Genomic DNA, 21,647 nt, shown 5'->3' on the forward strand with positions numbered 1-21,647 from the left:
CGCCCTCGCGAGGGCGACCCTGCGGGATGCGGATGCCGCGGTCCTCAGCGCGCGGGTCCTCCCCGCCGTCGACGTGCTCGACGAGGTGCGCGTGCGCTCGCGCGGCACGCAACCCACGTTCCGCGAGCTGCGCGGCGATCCGTCCCTGCGCATCACGGCCGTCGAGTCGCTCGACCGAGACTGGCTCGACCTCGGCATCGTGGTGACGATCGAGGGCCGCCTGATCCCGTTCGGCGTGCTCTTCAGCGCCCTCTCGCGGGGCCGGACGCGTATCAAGCTGTCGGACGGCGCCTGGTTCTCGCTCGCGCACCCGGCTCTGCAGCGGCTGCGCGAGCTGCTCGAGGAGGCCGCGACGCTCGACGAGTGGGAGACGGGACCGCGCCTGCCCCGCACGCACCTCGCGCTGTGGGCGGAGTTCGAGGACCTCGCCGATCAGTCCGAGGCGGCGGTCGAGTGGCGTCGGCTCGCGCAGGCATTGCGCGACGTCAGCGAGGTACCCGAGGTCCCGACCCCGAGCGGGTTCCGCGCCGAACTGCGTCCCTACCAGCGCGAGGGGCTGTCCTGGCTCGCCCTGCTGCACGCGCACCGTCTGGGCGGAATCCTCGCCGACGACATGGGGCTCGGAAAGACACTGCAGCTGCTCGCCCTCATCGCGCACAGCCGCGCGCGCGGCGACGCACGACCGTGGCTCGTCGTCGCCCCGACCTCGGTGCTGCCGACCTGGCGCGATGAGGCCGCGCGATTCGCCCCGGGCCTGCGGGTCGCCGTCGTCGAGGCGACCGCGGTGCGCCGCGCCGAATCGATCCTCGAGATCGCGGGCGAGGCCGACGTCGTCGTCGCGTCCTACGGCGTCGTCCGGACGGATGCCGAGGAGTTCGCGGTGCCGCACTGGTCGGGCGTGGTGCTCGACGAGGCGCAGTTCGTGAAGAACCCCGCCACCCGTATTCACCGCGCGATCGCCGCGCTTCGCACCGACGCCGTGTTCGCGGCCACCGGAACACCGATCGAGAACGGGCTCGACGACCTGTGGGCGCTGCTCGCTCTGACGGCGCCCGGGCTGTTCCCCTCGATCCGGCAGTTCCGTGAGGATTACACCCGCGCGATCGAGCAGCTGCCGTCGGACGCCCCCACCGATCTGTCGGCCGCGGCCGCGCGCGCGCACCGCGAGAAAACCCTCGAACGACTGCGCCGCCGGGTCCGTCCCTTCCTCCTGCGGCGCACGAAGGACGTGGTGGCCTCCGATCTGCCCCCGAAGCAGGAGCAGGAGATCGCGGTGCCGCTCGAGCCCGCACATCGCGCGGTGTACGACCGGGTGCTGCAGCGGGAGCGGCAGAAGGTCCTCGGGCTGCTCGACGATCTCGACCGACAGCGGTTCATCGTGTTCCGCTCGCTCACGCTGCTGCGCATGCTGGCGCTGGCACCGGGGCTCGTGGACGATCGCGACGCGCACCTGGGCTCCGCCAAGCTCGACGTGCTGCTGGAGCGCCTGGTGGAGGTCGCGGCCGAGGGGCACCGTGCACTGGTGTTCAGCCAGTTCACCTCTTTCCTCGACATGGCGGCGGAGAGACTGGATGCCGCCGGCCTCGCGTACGCCCATCTCGACGGCAGCACCGCTCGGCGCGGAGACGTGGTCGCGGGCTTCCGCGCGGGGGAGGCGCCCGTCTTCCTCATCAGCCTCAAGGCCGGGGGATTCGGACTGACCCTGACCGAAGCGGACTACGTCTTCGTCCTCGACCCATGGTGGAATCCTGCGGCCGAGGCCCAGGCGATCGACCGTGCGCACCGCATCGGGCAAGACAAGAGCGTGTTCGTCTACCGGCTCATCGCCTCGGGCACGATCGAAGAGAAGGTCCTCGCGCTCCAGCGCCGCAAGGCGGCTCTCTTCGACACGGTCATCGACGACGGCGAGGCGTTCGCCGCGTCGTTGGACGCGGCCGACATCCGGGGGTTGCTGGGGCCCTGACGCGCGGACGGGCAACCGTGCACGAACCGACGTTCGTGTGGGAGGGTGACCCATGGCGGGTCAAGGGGGCGTCATGACGGAGAACACACCGCGCGGGGAACCCGGCTACCACCCGCCGTCGTTCCCGCTCTTCGAGCCGACGTTCCCGGGCACGGCGGGGGAGCCGCAGCGGTGGCTCGTCGGCTGGAACGGGCTCATCGACCGACCGGCGACAGATGTCACCCTCGCGAGCCGCTTGGACGGCGCGACGGCCCTCGTGACGTCTGCGCGCTGGTCGTCCGAGGAAGATGCGCGTCACGCCGCCGTCCGGGCACTCGCCGCACTCGCCCGGACGCCGAGATTCGTCGAGGCCGCCGCGCTGGCGGCGTACGCCCTCGATGACGCGCTCTGGAGCCCCGCGTCGATCGACGTGGACGGCAGTTCCCACACCGCGACGGCGACGACGTCCGGGGGAGTGACGGCCCTGTACTGCACCGACGATGACGCGCAGCTCGCGGTCGCTTGCCTCATCCCCGTCGCGGTGAGACGCGTGCGCGCGGGCGACAGCTCGTACGCTGCGGACCCTCTGACCCCGCACCCGTACACCTCGCTGCCCCCGGTGCCGCCGGTGAGCTGAGTCCGGGCGGCGACGCCTGCGCGACATGAGCGGTATCGCAGAGGCCTTCCGGGGTCAGAACTGCCCGTCGAGCACCGCGCCTGCGGCATCCAGGGCATGGTCCGCCGCGAACACGATGTTCCCGATGCCCTTGACCGTCATCTCGACGTCCACGATCTGGAGGAACCCGTCGCCGACCTCGCTCAGCGTTCGGGGCGAGGTCTCGTCGAGCTCGTCGTAACCGATCTGCAGGGCGGCGAGCCATTCCCGGGCGAGGCCGAACATCATCGCATAGGGGAGAAGGCGCTCGTTCACCGCGAAGCGTTCCACCGCGTCCCCCGCCGGCTGCCGCGAGTCACGCGGCGACTGCAGGACGCGCAGGCGGTGCGCCTCCGCGAGCGCCAGGTACTGACGGATGCCGTCGAGATGCTGCCGCCGCGACATTGCAGCCGGCGTGAAGCGGCGAGCGCGCCCCCGGGGAACCACGGCGAGCGCGACGAGCGCCGCGGCGAGCGCACCGACCCCGACACCGACCGCGGCGGGCGGGAGCGCCATCGAGAGGAAGACCCCGATACCGACCACGAGCAGGGCGCTAGCCCATCGGATCACGGACCGGCCGGCATGCCATCCGGACAGCAGGCCCTCCCGCTGCAGACGGCGTCCGCGGGCGGCGACGAGCCCGCGGACGCCGCGCGCGATCCGGCGACGGTTCCGAGAAAGACGACGCGAGTATCCGCTGGGCGTCGCCGGGCCACACACGACATCGAGGAGCCGCCGTTCGTCGTCGGTCAAGGTCTCGGGAGCGATCACCTGCACCGCGATGCTCTTGCGAGAGACGCCTCCCTCCGTCAGGAGGTGGATGCGACCGCGTACCACGAGGTCGATGAGGCCGGCGGCGACCGCACGACGCTCCTGCCCCGCGAGGATCGCATCGTCGACGACGGTCGCCCCGGGCAGCGGCGCGTACTCCACCACCGTCGAGTGGGGGAGAAGCGACGAACGCGCGCGCACCACGATCGCTGCCACCGCCAGAACCGTCGCCACCGCGCATAACACGAGGGCACCGACCATCCCGTCATCGTATGACCCCTTCGCCGCGCCCACCGCTCGCCCAGGCGACCCCCGCGTAGACTCGTCAGGTTCCGTCCACGACACAGGAGCGACATGAGAATCACCGGCCTCGGCCACGCGGGCATGTTCATCGAGACGGCGGGCGGCAGCATCATCTGCGACCCCGTCCTCGGTCCGAGCTTCTTCGGCTCGTGGTTCCCGTTCCCCGATAACCGTGCCCTCGACTGGGAACGCTTCGGCGCGGCGGACTTCCTCTACATCTCGCACCGTCACCGCGATCACTTCGACCCTGCACTGCTCGAGCGGTACGTGCCGAAGGACATCAAGGTGCTGCTTCCCGAGTACCCGACCGACGACCTCGAGCAGGACCTCCTGTCTCTCGGCTACACGAACCTCATCCGCACCGAGGCGGGCGTCCCCTTGCAGTTCGGCGACCTGAAGCTCATGGTCACTCCGCTGCGGGCCCCCTCCGACGGGCCGATCGGCGACTCGTCGCTGTCGCTCGACGACGGCACGGCGTCGATCCTCAACCAGAACGACTCGCACCCTCTCGACCTCGAGAAGCTGTTCGACTTCGGCAAGCCCGACGCGTACTTCACCCAGGTCTCGGGCGCGATCTGGTGGCCGATGGTCTACGACCTTCCCCAGGACGCCAAGCAGAACTTCGCCCAGCTCAAGCGCGACGCGCAGAACAAGCGCGCGATGTACTACATCGACAAGGTCGACGCCGAGCACGTCTTCCCCATGGCAGGCCCGCCAATGTTCCTTCGCGAGGAGCTTTTCCGCTACAACGGCACGGGCCTCGAGAACGACTCGATCTTCACCGACCAGCGCGAGTTCCTCGCGCACATGAAGGAACTGCGCCCCGAGCAGAACGGCTACCTGTTCCTGCCGGGCACCGAGGTCGAGGTGCACGGGTCGGATGTCACCGTGACGCAGACCCTGTACACGGACGCCGAGATCGAACGCGTCTTCGGCGACAAGTGGAACTACCTCGCCGAGCAGCGCGACAGCCGCCAGGCCGAAGTGCAGGCCGAAGAGGCCACGCGTGCCGAGATCATCCCGCCCGCCGAGATGCTCGCCGCCCTCAAAGAGTGGTGGGAGCCGCTGCTGCGTCGCGCTCGCACGATCCGCAACGGCGTGGGCGGCATGGTGCGCTTCCGCATCGGCGAGCTCGACATGGTCGTCGACTTCCCCAGGGCGAAGCTGCGCGAGTACGCGGGGGAGGAGTGCATCTACTGGTACACGATCCCCGCCGATCTCGTGTCGACGAACATCCGCGACCACGAGATCGACTGGTCGAACTCGATCTTCCTGTCGATGCAGTTCGAGGTCGGTCGCTCGGGCAAGTTCAACGAGTTCCTCACGACGTTCTTGAAGTGCCTCTCGCGCGACCGCATCGAGTACGTCGAGAACTGGTACGCCGAGCAGAGCGATCAGACCGAGGATGCCGAGATCGAGGGCTGGACCGTGCAGCGTCGCTGCCCGCACCTGCGCGCCGACCTGACGAAGACCGGCAAGATCGTGGACGGCGTGCTGACGTGCTCGCTGCACGACTGGAAGTGGGACCTGGAGACGGGGCGCTGCCTGACGACGACGGGTCACCCGATCCGGTCGTCGCGCGTGAGGTCCACCCCGAGCGGCGAGCGCGCCGCCGCTGAGGTCGCCGCGGGCTGACCCGTGCCCGGCTTTCATCACGTCGAGGTGTGGGTCGGCGACCTGACAGCGGCGCGGTCCGAATGGGGCTGGCTGCTCTCCGCGGTCGGTTTCGAGCGAACCGCGCTCTGGGTCGACGGCGAGACGTGGAGCGCGGGTGACGGCCCGTACCCGACGCTGACGACCTCGCCGAACCTGTCGCGGCTCGACCACGACCAGCGCGCTCCGGGCGTGAACCATCTCGCCTTCCTCGGCGGCTCTCGCGGGCAGGTGGATGCCGTGATGGCCGCGGCGAGCGCCCACGGGTGGCGCCCGCTGTATCAGGATCGGTACCCGTTCGCCGGCGGCCCGTCGCACTATGCCGGGTGGCTGGAGAACTCCGCGGGCTTCAAGGCGGAGATCGTCGCGGACGCGGGCTGACCCGGCACGGGCGTTCCGGCGGCCCCGCGGTGTTGCAAGCAGCGGATGCCGCGGAGCTCGGGGAGCCATCCCTTGGCACTCGCCCGCCGGTATCGCAGCCGTGCGCGGGCAGCGGATGCCGCGAGGGCTCACGCAGCAACCCTCCGCGGCCCGACCGTGCGCGCTCGATCGCGCAGCCGCGCGCGAGCAACGGGCGCCGCGAGGGCTCACCAAGCACTCCTGCGTGACCCGACCACGCGCGCGCCGTCGCACAGCGGTGCACAGGCAGGGGATGCCACGGGGCTCAGGGGTGCCGCGCACGGCACGATTCCCTGGGGGGGCGATCTGCATCCACCCACGCTCCTTCACGCCGCGCCAAAGCGACGCGGGGATCTCGACCGCAGCAGCGCCGGCGGCCTCACCTCGCCGGAGAGCGGATCGGGCGGCGCATGCAACCAGTACGAGTCCCGCCCGGTCACGGGATCCCTCTCGCGGACGATCTTCTCGCCCCGATTGTGGAGTCCCAGGTGGTGGTTCCGGCAGAGAGGAACACCGTCGTCGACGTCCGTCCTGCCGCGATCCGCCGCCCAGTGGTCGATGTGGTGCATCTCGCACTGTGAGATCGGGGCACGGCATCCGATCCCGACGCACCCTCCATCGCGCACCGCGATCGCGATCCGCTGGGCCCGGGTGAAGAGACGCTGGTGTCGGCCGACGTCGAGTGGTCGACCCGCGTCACCGAGAGTCACCGGCACCGCACCCGCATCGCACAGGTAGCTCTCGACCACCCCGCCGGGAAGGGCCCCGCCACCGTCTTCGAGGTGCCCGACCCCGCGAACGACGGTCTCGACGCTCGTCGCCCCGACGGCATCGGCGGCTAGGCGCGGAACCCCGCCGGCCGGGCTACCGCCGGCGCTTCCGCTCTCGGCAGCCCTCAACGCTGACGCCTCCACCACGATCCGCACCCCGGGCTGCCGGTCGCCGAACGCCTGCGCGGGATCAGCCGCGGCCCCGGTGCGCATGACGGCGATCAACGTGTCGTACGCGATCTGCTCACCCGACCGCTCGTCGGAGGTCTCGGCGACCAGGGCATCCGGGTCCACGAACCGCGGGCCCCGCCGCGGCCGTAACGCCGCCTGCAACATGGCGTCGACCCACGCCGCCGCATCGTCATCGAAAGCGAACCGTCCGTGCCGCTGCCCGTGCTCGTCGATCCAGGACCGGAACGACCGGGCCGCGAAGCGCTCCTCGAACCGGAGCGTCACGCCGACGGGGTCGAGGCGATCCCGGGCGATCCGAGCGGACGCCCGCAGTTCCTCGACCGGCAGGTGGGGCGCCTCGTCGGTCAGCCGCTCGACGGCGGCCTCCCAGGCCCGGGGGAGGAAATCCGGATCGAGCTCGGGATACCTCTGGACCGGCGGCTCACCGAGCCCGACGCGGATCGCCTGGAACTGCGCGTGACTGAGCACCCCGTCGCGAAGCGCCCCGCTCATGCGGTCGAGCCACGCCCCGCCGGCATCCTGGGACACGGCGGTGGACACGGCCTGATCAGCTTCGCCGTTGGGCCTGACCGCGGGGAGAAGATCGCCCCCGGTCTTCACCGACCGGATCACGTCCCTTCGCGGCAGCCCCGTCAGCGATTGCAGCAACTCGGTCGCATTGCGGTGCCCCTGCCTCTGCGCCAGCCCGGTCCCGCCCTGCTCGCGCGCCGAACGCTCGTCGATCACACGCGCCGCGCAGGCCATCACCACGTCGAGCGCATTCCGCGCCGCCGTGATCTCGCTCATCAGCCCCACGAGCTCCCGGTCGTCGAGCGCCTCGACTCCCCGCCCCGCCAGCAGCTCGACGACACGCGCCGTCGCCGCCCGCAGGCGGTCGTTCGGTGCGCTCACATCCATAGAACAAATGTACGAATTTCGCGTCGTCGGCACCAGCGCGCGAGCGCGACATCACCCCCGATGGATCGGGGTTCACCCATCTACCCGCTAGGTGGAAGAAGTCGACACGGTATTGACGCGTAAGGGTGTCACACATGCTGGCACATTGTCCGCCATGTGCGCCGTGGGGCGGTGACACTCCAGCGCTGGTTCCAGATCCTGAGTGCGGAGGCGCGCTCTTTTCTAAGCGGCGCGTGCGGGAATAGAGGAGCTATCCGGCGAGGATGCGGTTATAGCGCTCGATTTCCCCGTTGTGACGCGGCCTCTACGGGGTGATTCGCTGGTGTCGACTCTCATCGACGGCTCCGCCGAAGGCGTTGGCACGCTGGCAGAGCCGTTGCCTGTGACAATGCGTTCGATCTGCATGATGTCACGGGCCTCGAGCCACAATCGTGCTCAGTCAAGGAACGCCGCGGCCGTGACTGCTTTCTCGTCGGGCAGCACCTCGGTTCAGGCGAGCCGGGAGCATCCATCGATTGCGGAGTGAAGCAACACGCAGCCGGTCTTCGCACGGTCTTGGCCCGAGCTACCTCCTTAGCCTGATGCTGTTCTTGCCGTGCACGCGCCATCCGCCCCCGTCCGGAAGCCGGTCGGTCTTCTTCATAACGATGTCCACCATGTGGCCGGGGCGGTCGGCGATGAGATTTCTCGACTCACGGTTGTTCTCGCCGGCGGGATTCGGGGACTTTCGCCGGTTTAGCCTCAGCTGTGCCAGCAACCGCGTGATGGTGCAGCGGCCGACCGCTGCGCCGTGGTGGCGGAGCTCGGAAGCGATGCGGGATGCGGACCACTTGTGCTCGCGCCGCATCTGCTCGATCTGCCTGACGAGCCGCCCCGGCGTCGCGGTTGGATGCCGCGCCGGAGCGGATGGACAATCGATCGGCCCCCGTTCTCCGGATTTCCGTATCGGTTCATCCACTTTGAAGCGGTGGCGCGGGAGATACCCGTCTGCGCGGCGTCGTGAGCGATCGGTCGCGTGCGACCAATCGCGTGCGCCTTTCGGGCGTCAACGGCGCGTTTGCGTGCGTCGTGTGCGCGCCAGGTCCGCCGCCGCGCGGCCGAGGTTCTGGATCTGGTGCAGGGGTACGCTCGCGTCACGATGAATGCGTATCCGTCGCATGCCGCTGGGGCCGTCTCCTTCGAGGAGGTGGTCGGGGTCTTCGAGTTCTGCGCCGCGATAAAAGAAGATGTTGATCCACCCTTGTGCCGCGTAGAGCTTGACCACGGCGTGGCCGTTGAGGGAGAAGTAGGGGTGGCTCCACTTGATCGCTTCCTGGAACGGACCGCCAGCGCGAATGGCGGTGACGGCGGAGGTGAGCACTTCTGCCGGCCACGGATGCGTAGCCTCGGCGAGGTATCGGTCGACGTCGGTGCCGGTCATGCGTCTTGGCTCATGTGGACGCGGTTGCCTGCCACATCGCGGAGCGTGACCGCAGTTCCCCATGGCTGTGTCTGCGGTGGTCCTTCGAATTCGATCCCACGCGCCAGCATCGCTTCATAGTTTCCGCGGCAGTCGTCGGTCGCGATGCTGAACATCGGCAGCCCGGCCGCCTGTCCACCGACAAGAGCCTTCTCCTCCTCGGTGATCGCGAGGTCGAGGTTAATCCCGAACCCGGGCTGCTCTGGGTAGCCGACGAGAACCCAGCGGTAGTGGTCGAGCCGCTCATCTTCGAGCAGGCTCATCCCCAGCTTGCCGGTGTAGAAGCTGACCGCCTCATCGAGGTCGTTCACGAGGACTTTGAATAGCGGGATCGAGGGCATGGGTAACCTCCTCAAGCGTGGGATGGTGATGAGCAGCGGACCCAGCTTCGCGTCGCCCTGGGTCCTCAGTCTTGGACCAATGCGACGTTTCCGTCCGAACCGGTCGTGTGCTGGAACTGCCTGCGGTAGTCGCGCGGAGTCATCCGCGCGAACAAGGTGAACGCGCGATTCATGTGCGGCTGGTCCGCGTACCCGGCCTCCGCCGCCACGCGGGCAAGCGGGAGATCTTCGCTCAACAGCAGGCGGCGGGCACGTTCGAACCGGACGCGTGCGATCATCTGCGCCGGCGTCGCATCCAACACCTGGCGGAAGTCGCGCTGAAGCTTGCGCTGCGAGGAGGTGCACGCCGCCGCGAGTTCCTGCACGGTCAGCTTCGCGGCGTGGTCCGTGATCGCCCGCCCTGCTTCCCAAAGGGGGGCGCGAGCGATCGTCCACGCCAGGAGGTGCGACAGGAGCACCCGGTTCAGCCCGTCCACCGGGTGTGCGGACGAGGCCGCATCGCGGACGCCGGCGACAAGACCCGCGTCGAAGACGTCGTCTGCCGCTGCCCATTGTCGTCCGGCGAAGGCACTGACGTCCCCGAACGGGGCCAGGCCCCACCATGGGAACCTGACGCACCAGACGTGCAGGACGCCCTCGGCTGTCAGAACGAGCGGACGATCGAGTGTCCCGATCGCGACACATGTCGGTAGCGCAACGCCCGCGTCCCTGTAGGGGGCGGCAAGCTGGACGACGAGCTCCACCGTGCCGTCAGGCATCACCGTCTCGACATCCTCATCGCCGTACGCCCGCTCATATGTCCATGCGCACGTCACCCACTCGGACAAGTCGGGATGGAGCCTCTCCTCCCGATAGACAACCGGAGTCACCCAACCATCATCCCGCTCGACGAGCCGCGCGCCCGTCAACAACCTCCTGGCCAGCAACAGCTAGACTCGACGAAGAACCACAGCAACCTTTAACCCCGTCCCGTGAGGCGGAGAAGGGAGCGGCGGATGAATACGCGCACCGTCATGCACGATGCCGACATCGCCCGCGCTTTGACGCGCATCTCGCACGAGATCCTGGAGTCCAACAAGGGACCGGAAGGACTCGTCCTCCTCGGCATCCCGACCCGCGGCGTCACGCTCGCGAATCGGATCGCCCCGATGATCAGCGAGTTCGGCGGCGCACAAGTCCCGGTCGGCTCGCTCGATGTGACGATGTACCGCGACGACCTGCACCGCAACCCCACGCGGGCACCGCGCAAGACCGAGATCCCCGTCGGCGGCATCGACGGCAAGACCGTCGTGCTCATCGACGACGTGCTCTTCTCGGGACGCAGCATCCGCGCCGCTCTCGACGCCCTGCAGGACATCGGGCGTCCCGCGGCCGTGCGACTGGCGACGCTGATCGACCGCGGCCACCGCGAACTGCCGATCCGCCCCGACTTCGTCGGCAAGAACCTCCCCAGCGCGCGCGACGAGCGCGTGAACGTGCGCCTCGCCGAGGTCGACGGAGTCGAAGAGGTGACGATCGAGTCATGAGGCACCTCCTCGACACCCAGCACCTCTCGCGCGCCGAGGCCCTCGAGATCCTCGACGTCGCCGAGGACATGGCCGACACCCAGCGCCGCGAGGTCAAGAAGCTCCCGACGCTGCGCGGCAAGACCGTGGTCAACCTCTTCTTCGAGGACTCCACGCGCACGCGCATCTCCTTCGAAGCCGCTGCGAAGCGGCTCTCCGCCGACGTCATCAACTTCTCGGCGAAGGGTTCGAGCGTCAGCAAGGGCGAGTCGCTGCAGGACACCGCGCAGACCCTTCAGGCGATGGGAGCGGATGCCGTCGTCATCCGCCACGGTGCGTCCGGTGCTCCGCGGACCCTCGCCACCAGCGGCTGGATCACCGCGGGAGTCGTCAACGCCGGCGACGGGACGCACGAACATCCCACGCAAGCACTGCTCGACGCGTTCACGATCCGCAAGCGCCTGTTCGGCGACGACAGCCGGGGCCGCGACCTCGACGGCATCCGGGTCACGATCGTCGGCGACGTTCTGCACTCGCGCGTCGCGCGATCCAACGTCTGGCTGCTGCACTCGCTCGGCGCGCGCGTGACCCTCGTCGCCCCGCCGACCCTCGTCCCGCAGGACGTCAGAGGGTGGCCCGTCGAGATCGACTACGACCTCGACCACGCGATCGCCGCCGCCCCCGACGCACTCATGATGCTCCGCATTCAGCTCGAGCGTATGAACGCGGCGTATTTCCCGACTGAACGGGAGTATTCACGACGCTACGGTCTCGACGCCCGGCGCCTGGCGGACCTTCCGACCGATAGCATTGTCCTGCACCCCGGCCCCATGAACCGGGGTCTGGAGATCTCCGCCGAAGCCGCCGATTCGCCTCGCTCGACGGTGCTCGAGCAGGTCACGAACGGCGTCTCCGTGCGGATGGCCGTGCTCTACCTGCTGCTCGCGGGCGAGCGCTCCGACACCGAGAAAGAGGACCTCCGATGAGCCACGCCACCCCCCAGACGCTTCTGGTCCGCGGCGCGCGCGTCGAGGGGCAGGATGCCACCGACCTCCTCGTCCAGGACGGCGTCATCGCCGAGACCGGCGCCGGTCTGTCGCACGCCGGCGCGACGGTCGTGGACGCGGACGGCCTGATCGCCCTCCCGGGCCTGGTCGACCTGCATGTGCACCTGCGCGAGCCCGGGTTCGAGGCATCCGAGACCGTCCTCACCGGGTCACGCGCGGCGGCAGCGGGAGGCTTCACCACCGTCTTCGCCATGCCCAACACCTCGCCGACCGCCGACACCGCCGGCGTCGTGGAGCAGGAGCTCACTCTCGGCGAGGCCGCGGGATACGTCCACGTGCAGCCGATCGGCGCGGTCACCGTCGGCCAGAAGGGCGAACGGCTCGCCGAGCTCGGCGCGATGGCGGACTCGCGTGCCCGGGTGCGCGTGTTCAGCGACGACGGGTTCTGCGTCTTCGACCCGCTCATCATGCGGCGAGCGCTCGAGTACGTGAAGGCGTTCGACGGCGTGATCGCCCAGCACGCGCAGGACCCGCGTCTCACCGAGGGTGCGCAGATGAACGAGGGCGCGGTTTCGGCCGAGCTCGGTCTGACCGGTTGGCCTGCCGTCGCCGAGGAGTCGATCATCGCGCGCGACGTGCTGCTGGCCGAGCACGTGGGCTCGCGCCTGCACGTGTGCCACCTGAGCACCGCCGGTTCGGTCGACATCATCCGCTGGGCGAAGAAGCGCGGCGTCAACGTCACGGCCGAGGTCACCCCGCACCACCTGCTGCTGACCGACGAGCTCGTGCGCGACTATGACGCGCGGTACAAGGTCAACCCGCCGCTGCGCCGCGAGGAAGACGTGATGGCCGTGCGCGAGGGCCTCGCCGACGGCACGATCGACATCGTCGCCACCGACCACGCCCCGCACCCGACCGAGGCGAAAGCCTGCGAGTGGGCCGCCGCCGCGAACGGCATGGTGGGCCTCGAGAGCGCTCTTCGGGTCGTTCAGCAGGCGATGGTCGACACGGGGCTCCTCGACTGGAGCGACGTCGCTCGCGTGATGTCGAAGACCCCCGCGCGAATCGGACGCCTGGACGCCCACGGCACCCCCGTCGCCGTCGGTCAGCCCGCCTCCTTCACGCTGTACGACCCGCGCCCCTCGCGGACGTTCGCGCTCGACGATCTGCGCGGTCGGAGCAAGAATTCGCCCTACCTGGGCCGGGAACTGCCCGGAGAGGTGCGCTGGACCGTGCGTTCCGGCATCCCCACCGTCGTCGACGGGACACTGCTCGAAACACCCGGGGTGCTCGCGTGACCCGGGAGGGCGCCCTCCTTGTGATGGCCGGCGTGGCCGTGGTCGCGCTCGGGCTCCTCGCGTACGCGTGGTGGCGACGAACGCGGCGCGATGCGCGCTACACCGCACCGGTGGGGGAGCTGCCCGCGGATGCCGTCGAGACGGCCGTGTTCCCCGGGCTGTACGTCGCCACGACCCGTCACGACGAGCCGCTCGAGCGTCTCGCGGTGAAGGGTCTCGGCTTCCGCTCGCGCGTCGACGTCACCGTCACCACGGCCGGCGTCGCGCTCGACCTGCCGGGTCAGCCCCGCATCGCGCTCACCCGCGACCGCCTGATCGACGCGAGCCAGGCGACCGTCGCGATCGACCGCGTGGTCGAGCGCGACGGCCTGACGCGCGTCAGCTGGCGCATCGACGACGACACGGTCGTCGACACCTACCTCCGACCTCAGGATGCCTCGGCGAAAGCCCTCGCCGACGCCATCCGTCCGCTCATCACCACGACAGGAAGCGACGCATGACCGCCCTGATCCCTTCCGCGCGCCTGACGCGCGACCCGGCCGTCCTCGTGCTCGAGGACGGCACCCGCTACACCGGCCGCGCCTACGGCGCGCGCGGCGAGACCCTCGGCGAGGTCGTCTTCGCCACCGGCATGACCGGCTACCAGGAGACGATCACCGACCCGTCCTACGCCGGACAGATCGTTCTGCAGACCGCCCCGCACATCGGCAACACCGGTGTGAACGACGAAGACCCCGAGTCGCGTCGCATCTGGGTCGCCGGTTACGTCGTGCGCGACCCCTCGCGCATGGTGTCGAACTGGCGCGCGAACCGCTCGCTCGACGAGGCGCTCGTCGAAGACGGCATCGTCGGCATCTCCGGCATCGACACCCGCGCCGTCACCCGCCGCATCCGCTCCGAGGGCAGCATGCGCGGCGGCGTCTTCTCGGGCGAGGCCGCGAACCTCGACGCCGACGAGCAGCTGCGCCGCGTGCGCGAGGCGCCGGGCATGGCGGGTCGCAACCTCTCCGCCGAGGTCTCGGTCAGCGAGGTCGAGGTCACCCCCGCGACGAGCGAGCGCATCGGCAACCTCGCGGTGCTCGACCTGGGCGTGAAGACCTCGACGATCACCAACCTCGCGGCGCGCGGCTTCGACGTGCACGTCTTCCCGCAGTCGGCGACGATCGACGAGATCCGCGCGATCGAACCCGTCGCGGCGTTCTACTCCAACGGTCCGGGCGACCCCGCGGCATCCGATCAGCACGTCGAACTGCTGCGCGCGGTGCTGGGTGACGGCCTGCCGTTCTTCGGCATCTGCTTCGGCAACCAGCTGCTGGGCCGCGCTCTCGGCTTCGGCACCTACAAGCTGCCGTTCGGCCACCGCGGTATCAATCAGCCCGTGCTCGACAAGACCACGGGCCGCGTCGAGATCACCTCGCAGAACCACGGATTCGCCGTCGACGCGCCCCTGAACGAGGTCGTCGACAGCCCCGCCGGCTTCGGACGCGTCGAGGTAAGCCACATCGGCCTCAACGACAACGTCGTGGAGGGCCTGCGCGCCCTCGACATCCCCGCGTTCAGCGTGCAGTACCACCCCGAGGCCGCCTCGGGACCGCACGACGCCAACTACCTGTTCGACCGCTTCCGCGAGATGGTTCTCGCGACGATGGAGACCAAGACCAATGCCTAAGCGCGACGACATCCACTCCGTCCTCGTCATCGGCTCCGGCCCGATCGTCATCGGTCAGGCCTGCGAGTTCGACTACTCCGGCACCCAGGCGTGCCGCGTCCTGCGCGAAGAGGGGGTGCGCGTCATCCTCGTCAACTCCAACCCGGCGACGATCATGACCGACCCCGACTTCGCCGACGCGACCTATATCGAGCCCATCACCCCCGAGGTGATCGAGTCGATCATCGCGAAGGAGAAGCCGGATGCCGTGCTCCCCACGCTCGGCGGACAGACGGCGCTGAACGCGGCGATCCAGCTGCACAAGCGCGGCATCCTCGAGAAGTACGACGTCGAGCTCATCGGCGCCGACTTCGACGCGATCAACCGCGGCGAGGACCGCCAGATCTTCAAGGAGCTCGTCATCGAGGCGGGCGCCGACGTCGCGGCATCCGTCATCTGTCACTCGATGGACGAACTCCTCGCCGGCGCGGAGAAGCTCGGCTACCCGCTGGTCGTCCGGCCGAGCTTCACGATGGGGGGCCTGGGCTCGGGCTTCGCGTACGACGAGGCCGACCTCCGCCGCATCGGCGGTGCGGGCCTGCACGACTCGCCCACCAACGAGGTGCTGCTCGAGGAGTCGATCCTCGGGTGGAAGGAGTACGAGCTCGAGCTCATGCGCGACACCGCCGACAACACGGTGGTCGTCTGCTCGATCGAGAACGTCGACCCCGTCGGCGTGCACACGGGCGACTCGATCACCGTGGCGCCCGCGCTGACGCTGACCGACCGCGAGTACCAGCGGCTGCGCGACATCGGCATCGACATCATCCGCGCCGTGGGCGTGGACACCGGTGGCTGCAACATCCAGTTCGCCGTCGACCCGAAGACCGGCCGCATCATCGTCATCGAGATGAACCCGCGCGTCTCGCGCTCGAGCGCGCTGGCGTCGAAGGCGACGGGCTTCCCGATCGCCAAGATCGCCGCGAAGCTCGCGATCGGCTACCGCCTCGACGAGATCCCGAACGACATCACCAAGGTGACCCCGGCGAGCTTCGAGCCCACGCTCGACTACGTCGTGGTCAAGGTGCCGCGGTTCAACTTCGAGAAGTTCCCCGCCGCCGACACCACCCTCACCACCACCATGAAGTCGGTGGGCGAGGCGATGGCGATCGGCCGCAACTACACCACCGCCCTGCAGAAGGCGCTGCGGTCGCTGGAGAAGCGCGGCTCGAGCTTCCACTGGGGCGAGGAGTCGCGCTCGGTGGAGGAACTGCTCGAGATCGCGAAGACCCCGACCGACGGTCGCATCGTCGTGCTGCAGCAGGCGCTGCGCAAGGGCGCGACGGCCGAGCAGGCGTTCGACGCGACGGCGATCGACCCGTGGTTCATCGACCAGATGGTGCTGATCAACGAGGTCGCGGAGTTCATCGCGCAGGCCGACGAGCTGGATGCCGACACCCTCCGCGTCGCGAAGGAGCACGGCTTCAGCGACGCCCAGATCGCCGAGATCCGCGGTCTCGGCGAGGCCGAGGTGCGCGAGTCGCGCTACGCGCTCGACGTGCGCCCGGTCTACAAGACGGTCGACACGTGCGCGGGGGAGTTCCCGGCCCTGACGCCGTACCACTACTCGTCGTACGACGCCGAGACCGAGGTCACCCCCTCCGACCGCACGAAGGTCGTCATCATCGGCTCGGGCCCGAACCGCATCGGCCAGGGCGTCGAGTTCGACTACTCGTGCGTGCACGCGTCGTTCGCGCTGTCGGATGCCGGGTACGAGACCGTGATGGTCAACTGCAACCCCGAGACCGTGTCGACCGACTACGACACGAGCGACCGCCTGTACTTCGAGCCGCTGACGCTCGAGGACGTGCTCGAGGTGCTGCACGCGGAGTCGCAGTCGGGCACGATCCTCGGCGTGGTCTGCCAGCTCGGCGGTCAGACGCCCCTGGGCCTGGCCAAGGGCATCGAGGCGGCCGGCTACACCATCCTCGGCACGAGCCCCGAGGCGATCGACCTCGCCGAGGAGCGCGAGCTGTTCTCGCGCCTGCTCGACGACGCCGGACTCGTCGCGCCCCGCAACGGCACCGCGATCGACGTCGAGGGCGCCGTTCAGGTCGCCGAGGAGATCGGCTACCCGGTGCTGGTGCGCCCGAGCTTCGTGCTCGGCGGCCGCGGCATGGAGATCGTCTACTCGGCCGAGGCGCTGCGCGACTACTTCGTGCGCGTGGCCGACCAGGCGATCATCGGCCCCGGCCTCCCGCTGCTCGTCGACCGCTTCCTCGACGACGCGATCGAGCTCGACGTCGACGCGCTGTACGACGGCACCGACCTGTACATCGGCGGCGTCATGGAGCACCTCGAGGAGGCCGGCATCCACTCCGGTGACTCGTCCTGCACCCTGCCGCCGGTCTCGCTCGGCCGCACCGAGGTCGACCGCGTGCGCGAAGCGACCCTCGCGATCGCGAAGGGCGTCGGCGTGCGGGGCCTGCTGAACGTGCAGTTCGCGATCTCCGCCGGCGTGCTCTACGTCATCGAGGCGAACCCCCGCGCGAGCCGCACGGTTCCGTTCGTGTCGAAGGCCCTCGGCATCCCGCTCGCGAAGGCCGCCAGCCGCATCATGGCCGGAAGCTCGATCGCCGAGCTGATCGCCGAGGGACTGCTGCCCGCGCAGGACGGCTCCCGCGTGCCGCTCGACGCGCCCGTCGCCGTCAAGGAGGCCGTGCTGCCGTTCAAGCGGTTCCGCACCGCCGACGGTCACACGGTCGACAGCGTCCTCGGACCCGAGATGCGCTCGACCGGCGAGGTCATGGGCCTCGACCGCGACTTCCCCACCGCGTTCGCGAAGTCGCAGGAGGCCGCGTACGGCGGGATGCCGACCTCGGGCACCGTGTTCATCTCGGTCGCCGACGCCGACAAGCGCGCCGTGATCCTGCCGGCCCACCGCCTGCAGGAGCTCGGTTTCTCGCTGCTCGCGACCGAGGGCACCGCCGAGATCCTCGCGCGCAACGGCATCCGGGTGAAGGTCGTCGAGAAGTACTCGGAGACGCAGGGCTCCGGCCAGCAGAACGTGGTCGACCTGATCAACGCGGGCGAGATCGACATGATCGTCAACACGCCCTCGGGCGGCACGGCTCGTGCCGACGGTTACGAGATCCGCGCCGCCGCGGTGGCCGCCGACAAGGCGCTGTTCACCACGATGGCCGTCCTCGGCGCCGCGGTGAGCGCCTTGGGCGCGATGAAAGACGGTTTCGGCGTCCGCAGCCTGCAGGAGTACGCCGTGGATCGCGCGGGGCGTCTGTGAGCGAAACGTTCGGTCAGCGGCTCAGCGCCGCGCTTTCGGCCCACGGCGCGCTGTGCGTCGGCATCGACCCCCACGCCGCACTCCTGTCGGCGTGGGGGCTGGATGCCACGGCCGACGGTGCGCGTTCGTTCGGCCTGCGGGTGGTCGAGGCCGCCCGCGGCCGAGTCGGGGTCGTGAAGCCGCAGGTGGCGTTCTACGAGCGCTACGGCTCGCGCGGTTTCGCCGCGCTGGAGGACGTGATGGCCGCTGCTCGCGAGGCGGGCCTGCTCGTGATCGCCGACGCCAAGCGCGGGGACATCGGCACGACCATGGAGGGCTACGCCCACGCCTGGCTCGAGCCCGGCTCGCCCCTCGAGGCCGATGCCGTGACCCTGTCGCCCTACATGGGTGCCGACTCGCTCCGCGACACCCTGTCGCTCGCGATCCGTCACGGCAAGGGCGCGTTCGTGCTGACCGCGACGAGCAACCCCGAGGCGCGCGCGCTGCAGAGCGCGATCGTCGACGACGCCCTCGCCGTCGGCGACCACGAGCACGTGGCCGCGCGCGTCGCGCACGACGTGAACGAGGCCAACATCGGCGCTCCGGGAGCCCTCGGGTCGATCGGTGTCGTCGTCGGCGCGACGGTCGATCGGGCTGCTTTCGGGCTCGGCGACGTGGCCCTGGCGGGAATGCCGATCCTCGCCCCCGGTTTCGGAGCCCAGGGGGCCGAGCCCGCGGATCTCGGCCGCCTGTTCGGGTATGTCGCCTCCGCGGTGGTCGCGAACGAGAGCCGCAGCGTCCTCGCGGTCGGCCCGGACCGTCTCGCGGCGCGTATCGAACAGCGCGCCGCGCTGTATCAGGGAGTGTCCCGTGGTTGATTCCCGTCGTCCGCCCGAGGTCGACCGCGCCGCGGCATCGCGGCGTGCCGTCGCCGCGCGCCGCGAGCGTGCCGCGCTCAAGCGCGACGTCTCGACGCGCGTCATCAGCCCGCAGGAACTTCTGCGCCGCGCCCTCGCCGACCCGTCGTCGGCCGCCGGAGCCATGCGCGTGACGGAGTTCCTGACGGCGATCCCCGCGATCGGGGAGAGCAAGCGCGACCGGATCCTCGACTCTCTCGGGATCTCCCCGGTCAAGCGGCTCGGGGGACTCGGCTCGCGCCAGCGCGATGCGCTCCGCGACTACCTCGACAGCCGCTGGCCGGAACCCGGTCCCCGTGCCGGGCGCAGCCGACTGATCGTGCTCGCCGGCCCCACTGCGGTCGGCAAGGGCACGGTCGCCGCGTACATCAAGGACAACCACCCCGAGATCCACCTCTCCGTTTCGGCGACGACGCGCAGCCCTCGCCCCGGAGAGGTCGAGGGGGAGCACTATTACTTCGTCGACGACACGGAGTTCGACCGTCTGGTGTCCACGGGCGCGCTGCTCGAGTGGGCGACCGTGCACAACCGTCACCGCTACGGCACGCCGCGCGAACCGATCGAGCGCGTGCTCGCGGCCGGCGGCACGGCGCTGCTCGAGATCGATCTGCAGGGCGCGCGGCAGGTGCGCGCGGCAGAGCCGTCTGCGACCCTCGTCTTCCTGCTCCCGCCGAGCTGGGACGAGCTCGTCCAGCGTCTCGTCGGACGAGGAACAGAGGATGCCGAGGAGCGGGCGCGCCGACTGCGCACCGCCCGTACCGAGCTCGCGGCCCAGAACGAGTTCGACTACCGCGTCGTGAACGACGACGTCGCCTCGGCTGCGGCCGAGGTCGTCGCCCTCGCGGCACGGCGACCGGGAGATCCCGGGAGCCGCTGACCCGACGCCCCGCGCGCAGAGCGCATCTCGGGCGGACGTCGGATAGAATGACAGGATGCTTCGGCGCTTCGCGCGCCGCATCCACCCATCCCGCCGAACCAGGAGGTTCCCCATGGCCGGACGTAACCAGGGCATCATCGACCCGCCCATCGACGCGCTGCTCGACAAGGTCGACTCGAAGTACCAGCTCGTGATCTACGCATCCAAGCGCGCCCGCCAGATCAACGACTACTACTCGGACCTGCACGAGGGCAACCTCTTCGACAACGTGGGCCCCCTCGTCGACTCCACCGTCGAAGACAAGCCGCTCACCATCGCGCTGCACGAGATCCACGAAGACAAGCTGCGTCTGCGCGCTGCGGAGTAATCCACACCCGCAGCTCACGCGTGATCTGTTCACACATGTGACGATGCCCCGGGCGGCTCACCGCCGCCCGGGGCATACTTGTGCCCGTTCCCACTCGCTCACCCCCACGGAGTCGTCTTGACCGACCTGCGCCTGTTCACGTCCGAGTCCGTCACCGAAGGACACCCCGACAAGATCTGCGACCAGATCTCGGACAGCATCCTCGATGCGATCCTGACCGACGACCCGACGGGGCGCGTCGCGGTCGAGACCCTCGTCACGACGGGTCTCGTGCACGTCGCCGGAGAGGTCTCGACGAGCGCGTACGTCGAGATCCCCGCCATCGTGCGCGATGTCGTGAACCGGATCGGCTACACCTCGAGCGAGACCGGTTTCGACGGCGAATCGTGCGGCGTCTCGGTCTCGATCGGCGCTCAGTCGTCCGACATCGCCGCGGGCGTGAACAAGGCCTTCGAGCAGCGCGAGCGCGGCTCGGTCGACCCGCGTGACCTGCAGGGCGCGGGCGACCAGGGCATCATGTTCGGCTTCGCGACGAACGAGACGCCGCAGCTCATGCCGATGGCGGCCTGGACGGCTCATCGGATCGCCGAGCGCTTGGCATCCGTCCGCAAGAACGGCACGCTGCCCTTCCTGCGCCCCGACGGCAAGACGCAGGTGACGCTCGGCTACGACGGTCACACGCCGCGCAGCGTCGACTCGGTCGTGCTGTCGACGCAGCACCACCCCGACATCTCGCAGGAAGACCTGCGCGCCGCGGTCCAGGCCGAGGTCATCGATCCGGTGCTCGCCGAGACGGGGCTGGAGCTTCCCGAGGTGAAGTACTACATCAACCCGGCCGGCCCGTTCGTGATCGGCGGCCCCAAGGGCGACGCGGGCCTCACCGGCCGCAAGATCATCATCGACACCTACGGCGGCGCCTCTCGTCACGGCGGCGGCGCCTTCAGTGGCAAGGACCCCTCCAAGGTCGACCGCTCCGCCGCCTACGCCATGCGCTGGGTCGCCAAGAACGCGGTCGCGGCGGGTCTCGCCGACCGGCTCGAGGTGCAGGTCGCGTACGCGATCGGCAAGGCCAACCCGGTCGGGCTGTACGTGGAGTCCTTCGGCACCGCGCATGTGGCCGACGAGGTGATCGTCCGCGCGATCCGCGACGTGTTCGATCTGCGTCCGAAAGCGATCGTCGATCAGCTCGACCTCCTGCGCCCGATCTACGCGCGGACGGCGACCTACGGGCACTTCGGTCGCGAGCTGCCGGACTTCACCTGGGAGCGCACCGACCGCGTCGACGAGCTGCGCGCGGCCGCCGGGCTCTGACCGTGCGGGCGGGCGTCGCGAGGTTCGGCGGGAGCCGCGCCTCGTCGGCGAGAGG

Annotated in this window: 19 protein-coding genes and 1 pseudogene; 14 read left to right on the forward strand and 6 right to left on the reverse strand. The window is 69.7% G+C overall.

Going from position 1 to position 21,647, the window contains the following annotated elements:
* Together NS220_RS00300 and NS220_RS00305 are read left to right on the forward strand one after the other, a co-directional pair.
* On the forward strand, positions 1-1,963 hold a 1,963-nt coding region (locus NS220_RS00300), incomplete at its 5' end, for a DEAD/DEAH box helicase (protein ID WP_058622125.1).
* A 73-nt stretch (positions 1,964-2,036) separates the two neighbouring features.
* Positions 2,037-2,579 carry a hypothetical protein gene (locus tag NS220_RS00305; RefSeq protein WP_153004092.1) on the forward strand — a complete coding sequence of 181 codons (543 nt, stop codon included), beginning with the start codon at positions 2,037-2,039 and terminating at the stop codon, positions 2,577-2,579.
* Between the two features lie 54 nt (positions 2,580-2,633).
* Here NS220_RS00305 and NS220_RS00310 read toward each other — a convergent pair whose 3' ends face one another.
* The gene (locus NS220_RS00310) at positions 2,634-3,629 is read right to left on the reverse strand and encodes a DUF2207 family protein (RefSeq protein ID WP_058622127.1); all 996 of its coding nucleotides are present in this window, start codon (positions 3,627-3,629) and stop codon (positions 2,634-2,636) included.
* Between the two features lie 93 nt (positions 3,630-3,722).
* On the opposite strand from NS220_RS00310, the gene NS220_RS00315 reads away from it, so the two are divergent.
* Complete coding sequence (locus NS220_RS00315) at positions 3,723-5,306, forward strand: Rieske 2Fe-2S domain-containing protein (protein ID WP_058622128.1); 1,584 nt, start codon at positions 3,723-3,725, stop codon at positions 5,304-5,306.
* Positions 5,307-5,309: 3 nt separating this feature from the next.
* Positions 5,310-5,705, forward strand: coding sequence for a VOC family protein (locus NS220_RS00320; RefSeq protein WP_058622129.1), 396 nt, complete (start codon positions 5,310-5,312; stop codon positions 5,703-5,705).
* Between the two features lie 344 nt (positions 5,706-6,049).
* On the opposite strand, the gene NS220_RS00325 is transcribed toward NS220_RS00320, so the two are convergent.
* The 5 genes and pseudogenes from NS220_RS00325 to NS220_RS00345 all read right to left on the reverse strand — a co-directional run bounded on the left by NS220_RS00325 (position 6,050) and on the right by NS220_RS00345 (position 10,251).
* On the reverse strand, positions 6,050-7,582 hold the full coding sequence (locus NS220_RS00325; protein ID WP_058622130.1) for an HNH endonuclease signature motif containing protein: 1,533 nt from the start codon (positions 7,580-7,582) through the stop codon (positions 6,050-6,052).
* Positions 7,583-7,669: 87 nt separating this feature from the next.
* A pseudogene (locus NS220_RS20805) lies at positions 7,670-8,631 on the reverse strand (helix-turn-helix domain-containing protein).
* Positions 8,628-9,002, reverse strand: a complete 375-nt coding sequence (locus tag NS220_RS00335; protein WP_058622131.1) for a DUF1801 domain-containing protein — start codon at positions 9,000-9,002, stop codon at positions 8,628-8,630. The pseudogene NS220_RS20805 and the gene NS220_RS00335 overlap by 4 nt, the downstream one beginning before the upstream one ends.
* Positions 8,999-9,382: a VOC family protein gene (locus tag NS220_RS00340; RefSeq protein ID WP_058622132.1), complete on the reverse strand. Its 384-nt coding sequence runs from the start codon at positions 9,380-9,382 to the stop codon at positions 8,999-9,001. Before NS220_RS00340 ends, NS220_RS00335 begins: the two co-directional genes overlap by 4 nt.
* Before the next feature lie 65 nt (positions 9,383-9,447).
* Entirely contained in the window at positions 9,448-10,251 is an 804-nt protein-coding gene (locus NS220_RS00345) for a helix-turn-helix domain-containing protein (protein ID WP_058622133.1), read from the reverse strand.
* Positions 10,252-10,377: 126 nt separating this feature from the next.
* Here NS220_RS00345 and pyrR point away from each other — a divergent pair, with 126 nt between their 5' ends.
* The 10 genes from pyrR to metK all read left to right on the forward strand — a co-directional run bounded on the left by pyrR (position 10,378) and on the right by metK (position 21,592).
* Complete coding sequence (gene pyrR / locus NS220_RS00350; RefSeq protein WP_058622134.1) at positions 10,378-10,908, forward strand: bifunctional pyr operon transcriptional regulator/uracil phosphoribosyltransferase PyrR; 531 nt, start codon at positions 10,378-10,380, stop codon at positions 10,906-10,908.
* A complete protein-coding gene (locus NS220_RS00355; RefSeq protein WP_058622135.1) occupies positions 10,905-11,873 on the forward strand; it encodes an aspartate carbamoyltransferase catalytic subunit in 969 nt (322 codons plus the stop codon). The genes pyrR and NS220_RS00355 overlap by 4 nt, the downstream gene beginning before the upstream one ends.
* Complete coding sequence (locus NS220_RS00360; RefSeq protein ID WP_058622136.1) at positions 11,870-13,192, forward strand: dihydroorotase; 1,323 nt, start codon at positions 11,870-11,872, stop codon at positions 13,190-13,192. The genes NS220_RS00355 and NS220_RS00360 overlap by 4 nt, the downstream gene beginning before the upstream one ends.
* Positions 13,189-13,692 carry a PH-like domain-containing protein gene (locus tag NS220_RS00365; protein WP_058622137.1) on the forward strand — a complete coding sequence of 168 codons (504 nt, stop codon included), beginning with the start codon at positions 13,189-13,191 and terminating at the stop codon, positions 13,690-13,692. The genes NS220_RS00360 and NS220_RS00365 overlap by 4 nt, the downstream gene beginning before the upstream one ends.
* Positions 13,689-14,861, forward strand: a complete 1,173-nt coding sequence (gene carA / locus NS220_RS00370; RefSeq protein WP_058622138.1) for a glutamine-hydrolyzing carbamoyl-phosphate synthase small subunit — start codon at positions 13,689-13,691, stop codon at positions 14,859-14,861. Before NS220_RS00365 ends, carA begins: the two co-directional genes overlap by 4 nt.
* Entirely contained in the window at positions 14,854-18,141 is a 3,288-nt protein-coding gene (carB, locus tag NS220_RS00375; protein WP_058622139.1) for a carbamoyl-phosphate synthase large subunit, read from the forward strand. Before carA ends, carB begins: the two co-directional genes overlap by 8 nt.
* On the forward strand, positions 18,138-18,998 hold the full coding sequence (gene pyrF, locus NS220_RS00380; RefSeq protein ID WP_058622140.1) for an orotidine-5'-phosphate decarboxylase: 861 nt from the start codon (positions 18,138-18,140) through the stop codon (positions 18,996-18,998). Before carB ends, pyrF begins: the two co-directional genes overlap by 4 nt.
* Positions 18,991-19,914: a guanylate kinase gene (gene gmk, locus NS220_RS00385; RefSeq protein WP_058622141.1), complete on the forward strand. Its 924-nt coding sequence runs from the start codon at positions 18,991-18,993 to the stop codon at positions 19,912-19,914. The genes pyrF and gmk overlap by 8 nt, the downstream gene beginning before the upstream one ends.
* A 112-nt stretch (positions 19,915-20,026) precedes the next feature.
* Positions 20,027-20,281, forward strand: coding sequence for a DNA-directed RNA polymerase subunit omega (rpoZ, locus tag NS220_RS00390; RefSeq protein ID WP_013586629.1), 255 nt, complete (start codon positions 20,027-20,029; stop codon positions 20,279-20,281).
* Positions 20,282-20,398: 117 nt separating this feature from the next.
* On the forward strand, positions 20,399-21,592 hold the full coding sequence (gene metK, locus NS220_RS00395; RefSeq protein WP_058622142.1) for a methionine adenosyltransferase: 1,194 nt from the start codon (positions 20,399-20,401) through the stop codon (positions 21,590-21,592).
* The last annotated feature ends 55 nt before the right edge of the window (positions 21,593-21,647 follow it).

This window comes from Microbacterium testaceum, assembly GCF_001476655.1.
Lineage (GTDB): Bacteria > Actinomycetota > Actinomycetes > Actinomycetales > Microbacteriaceae > Microbacterium > Microbacterium testaceum_C.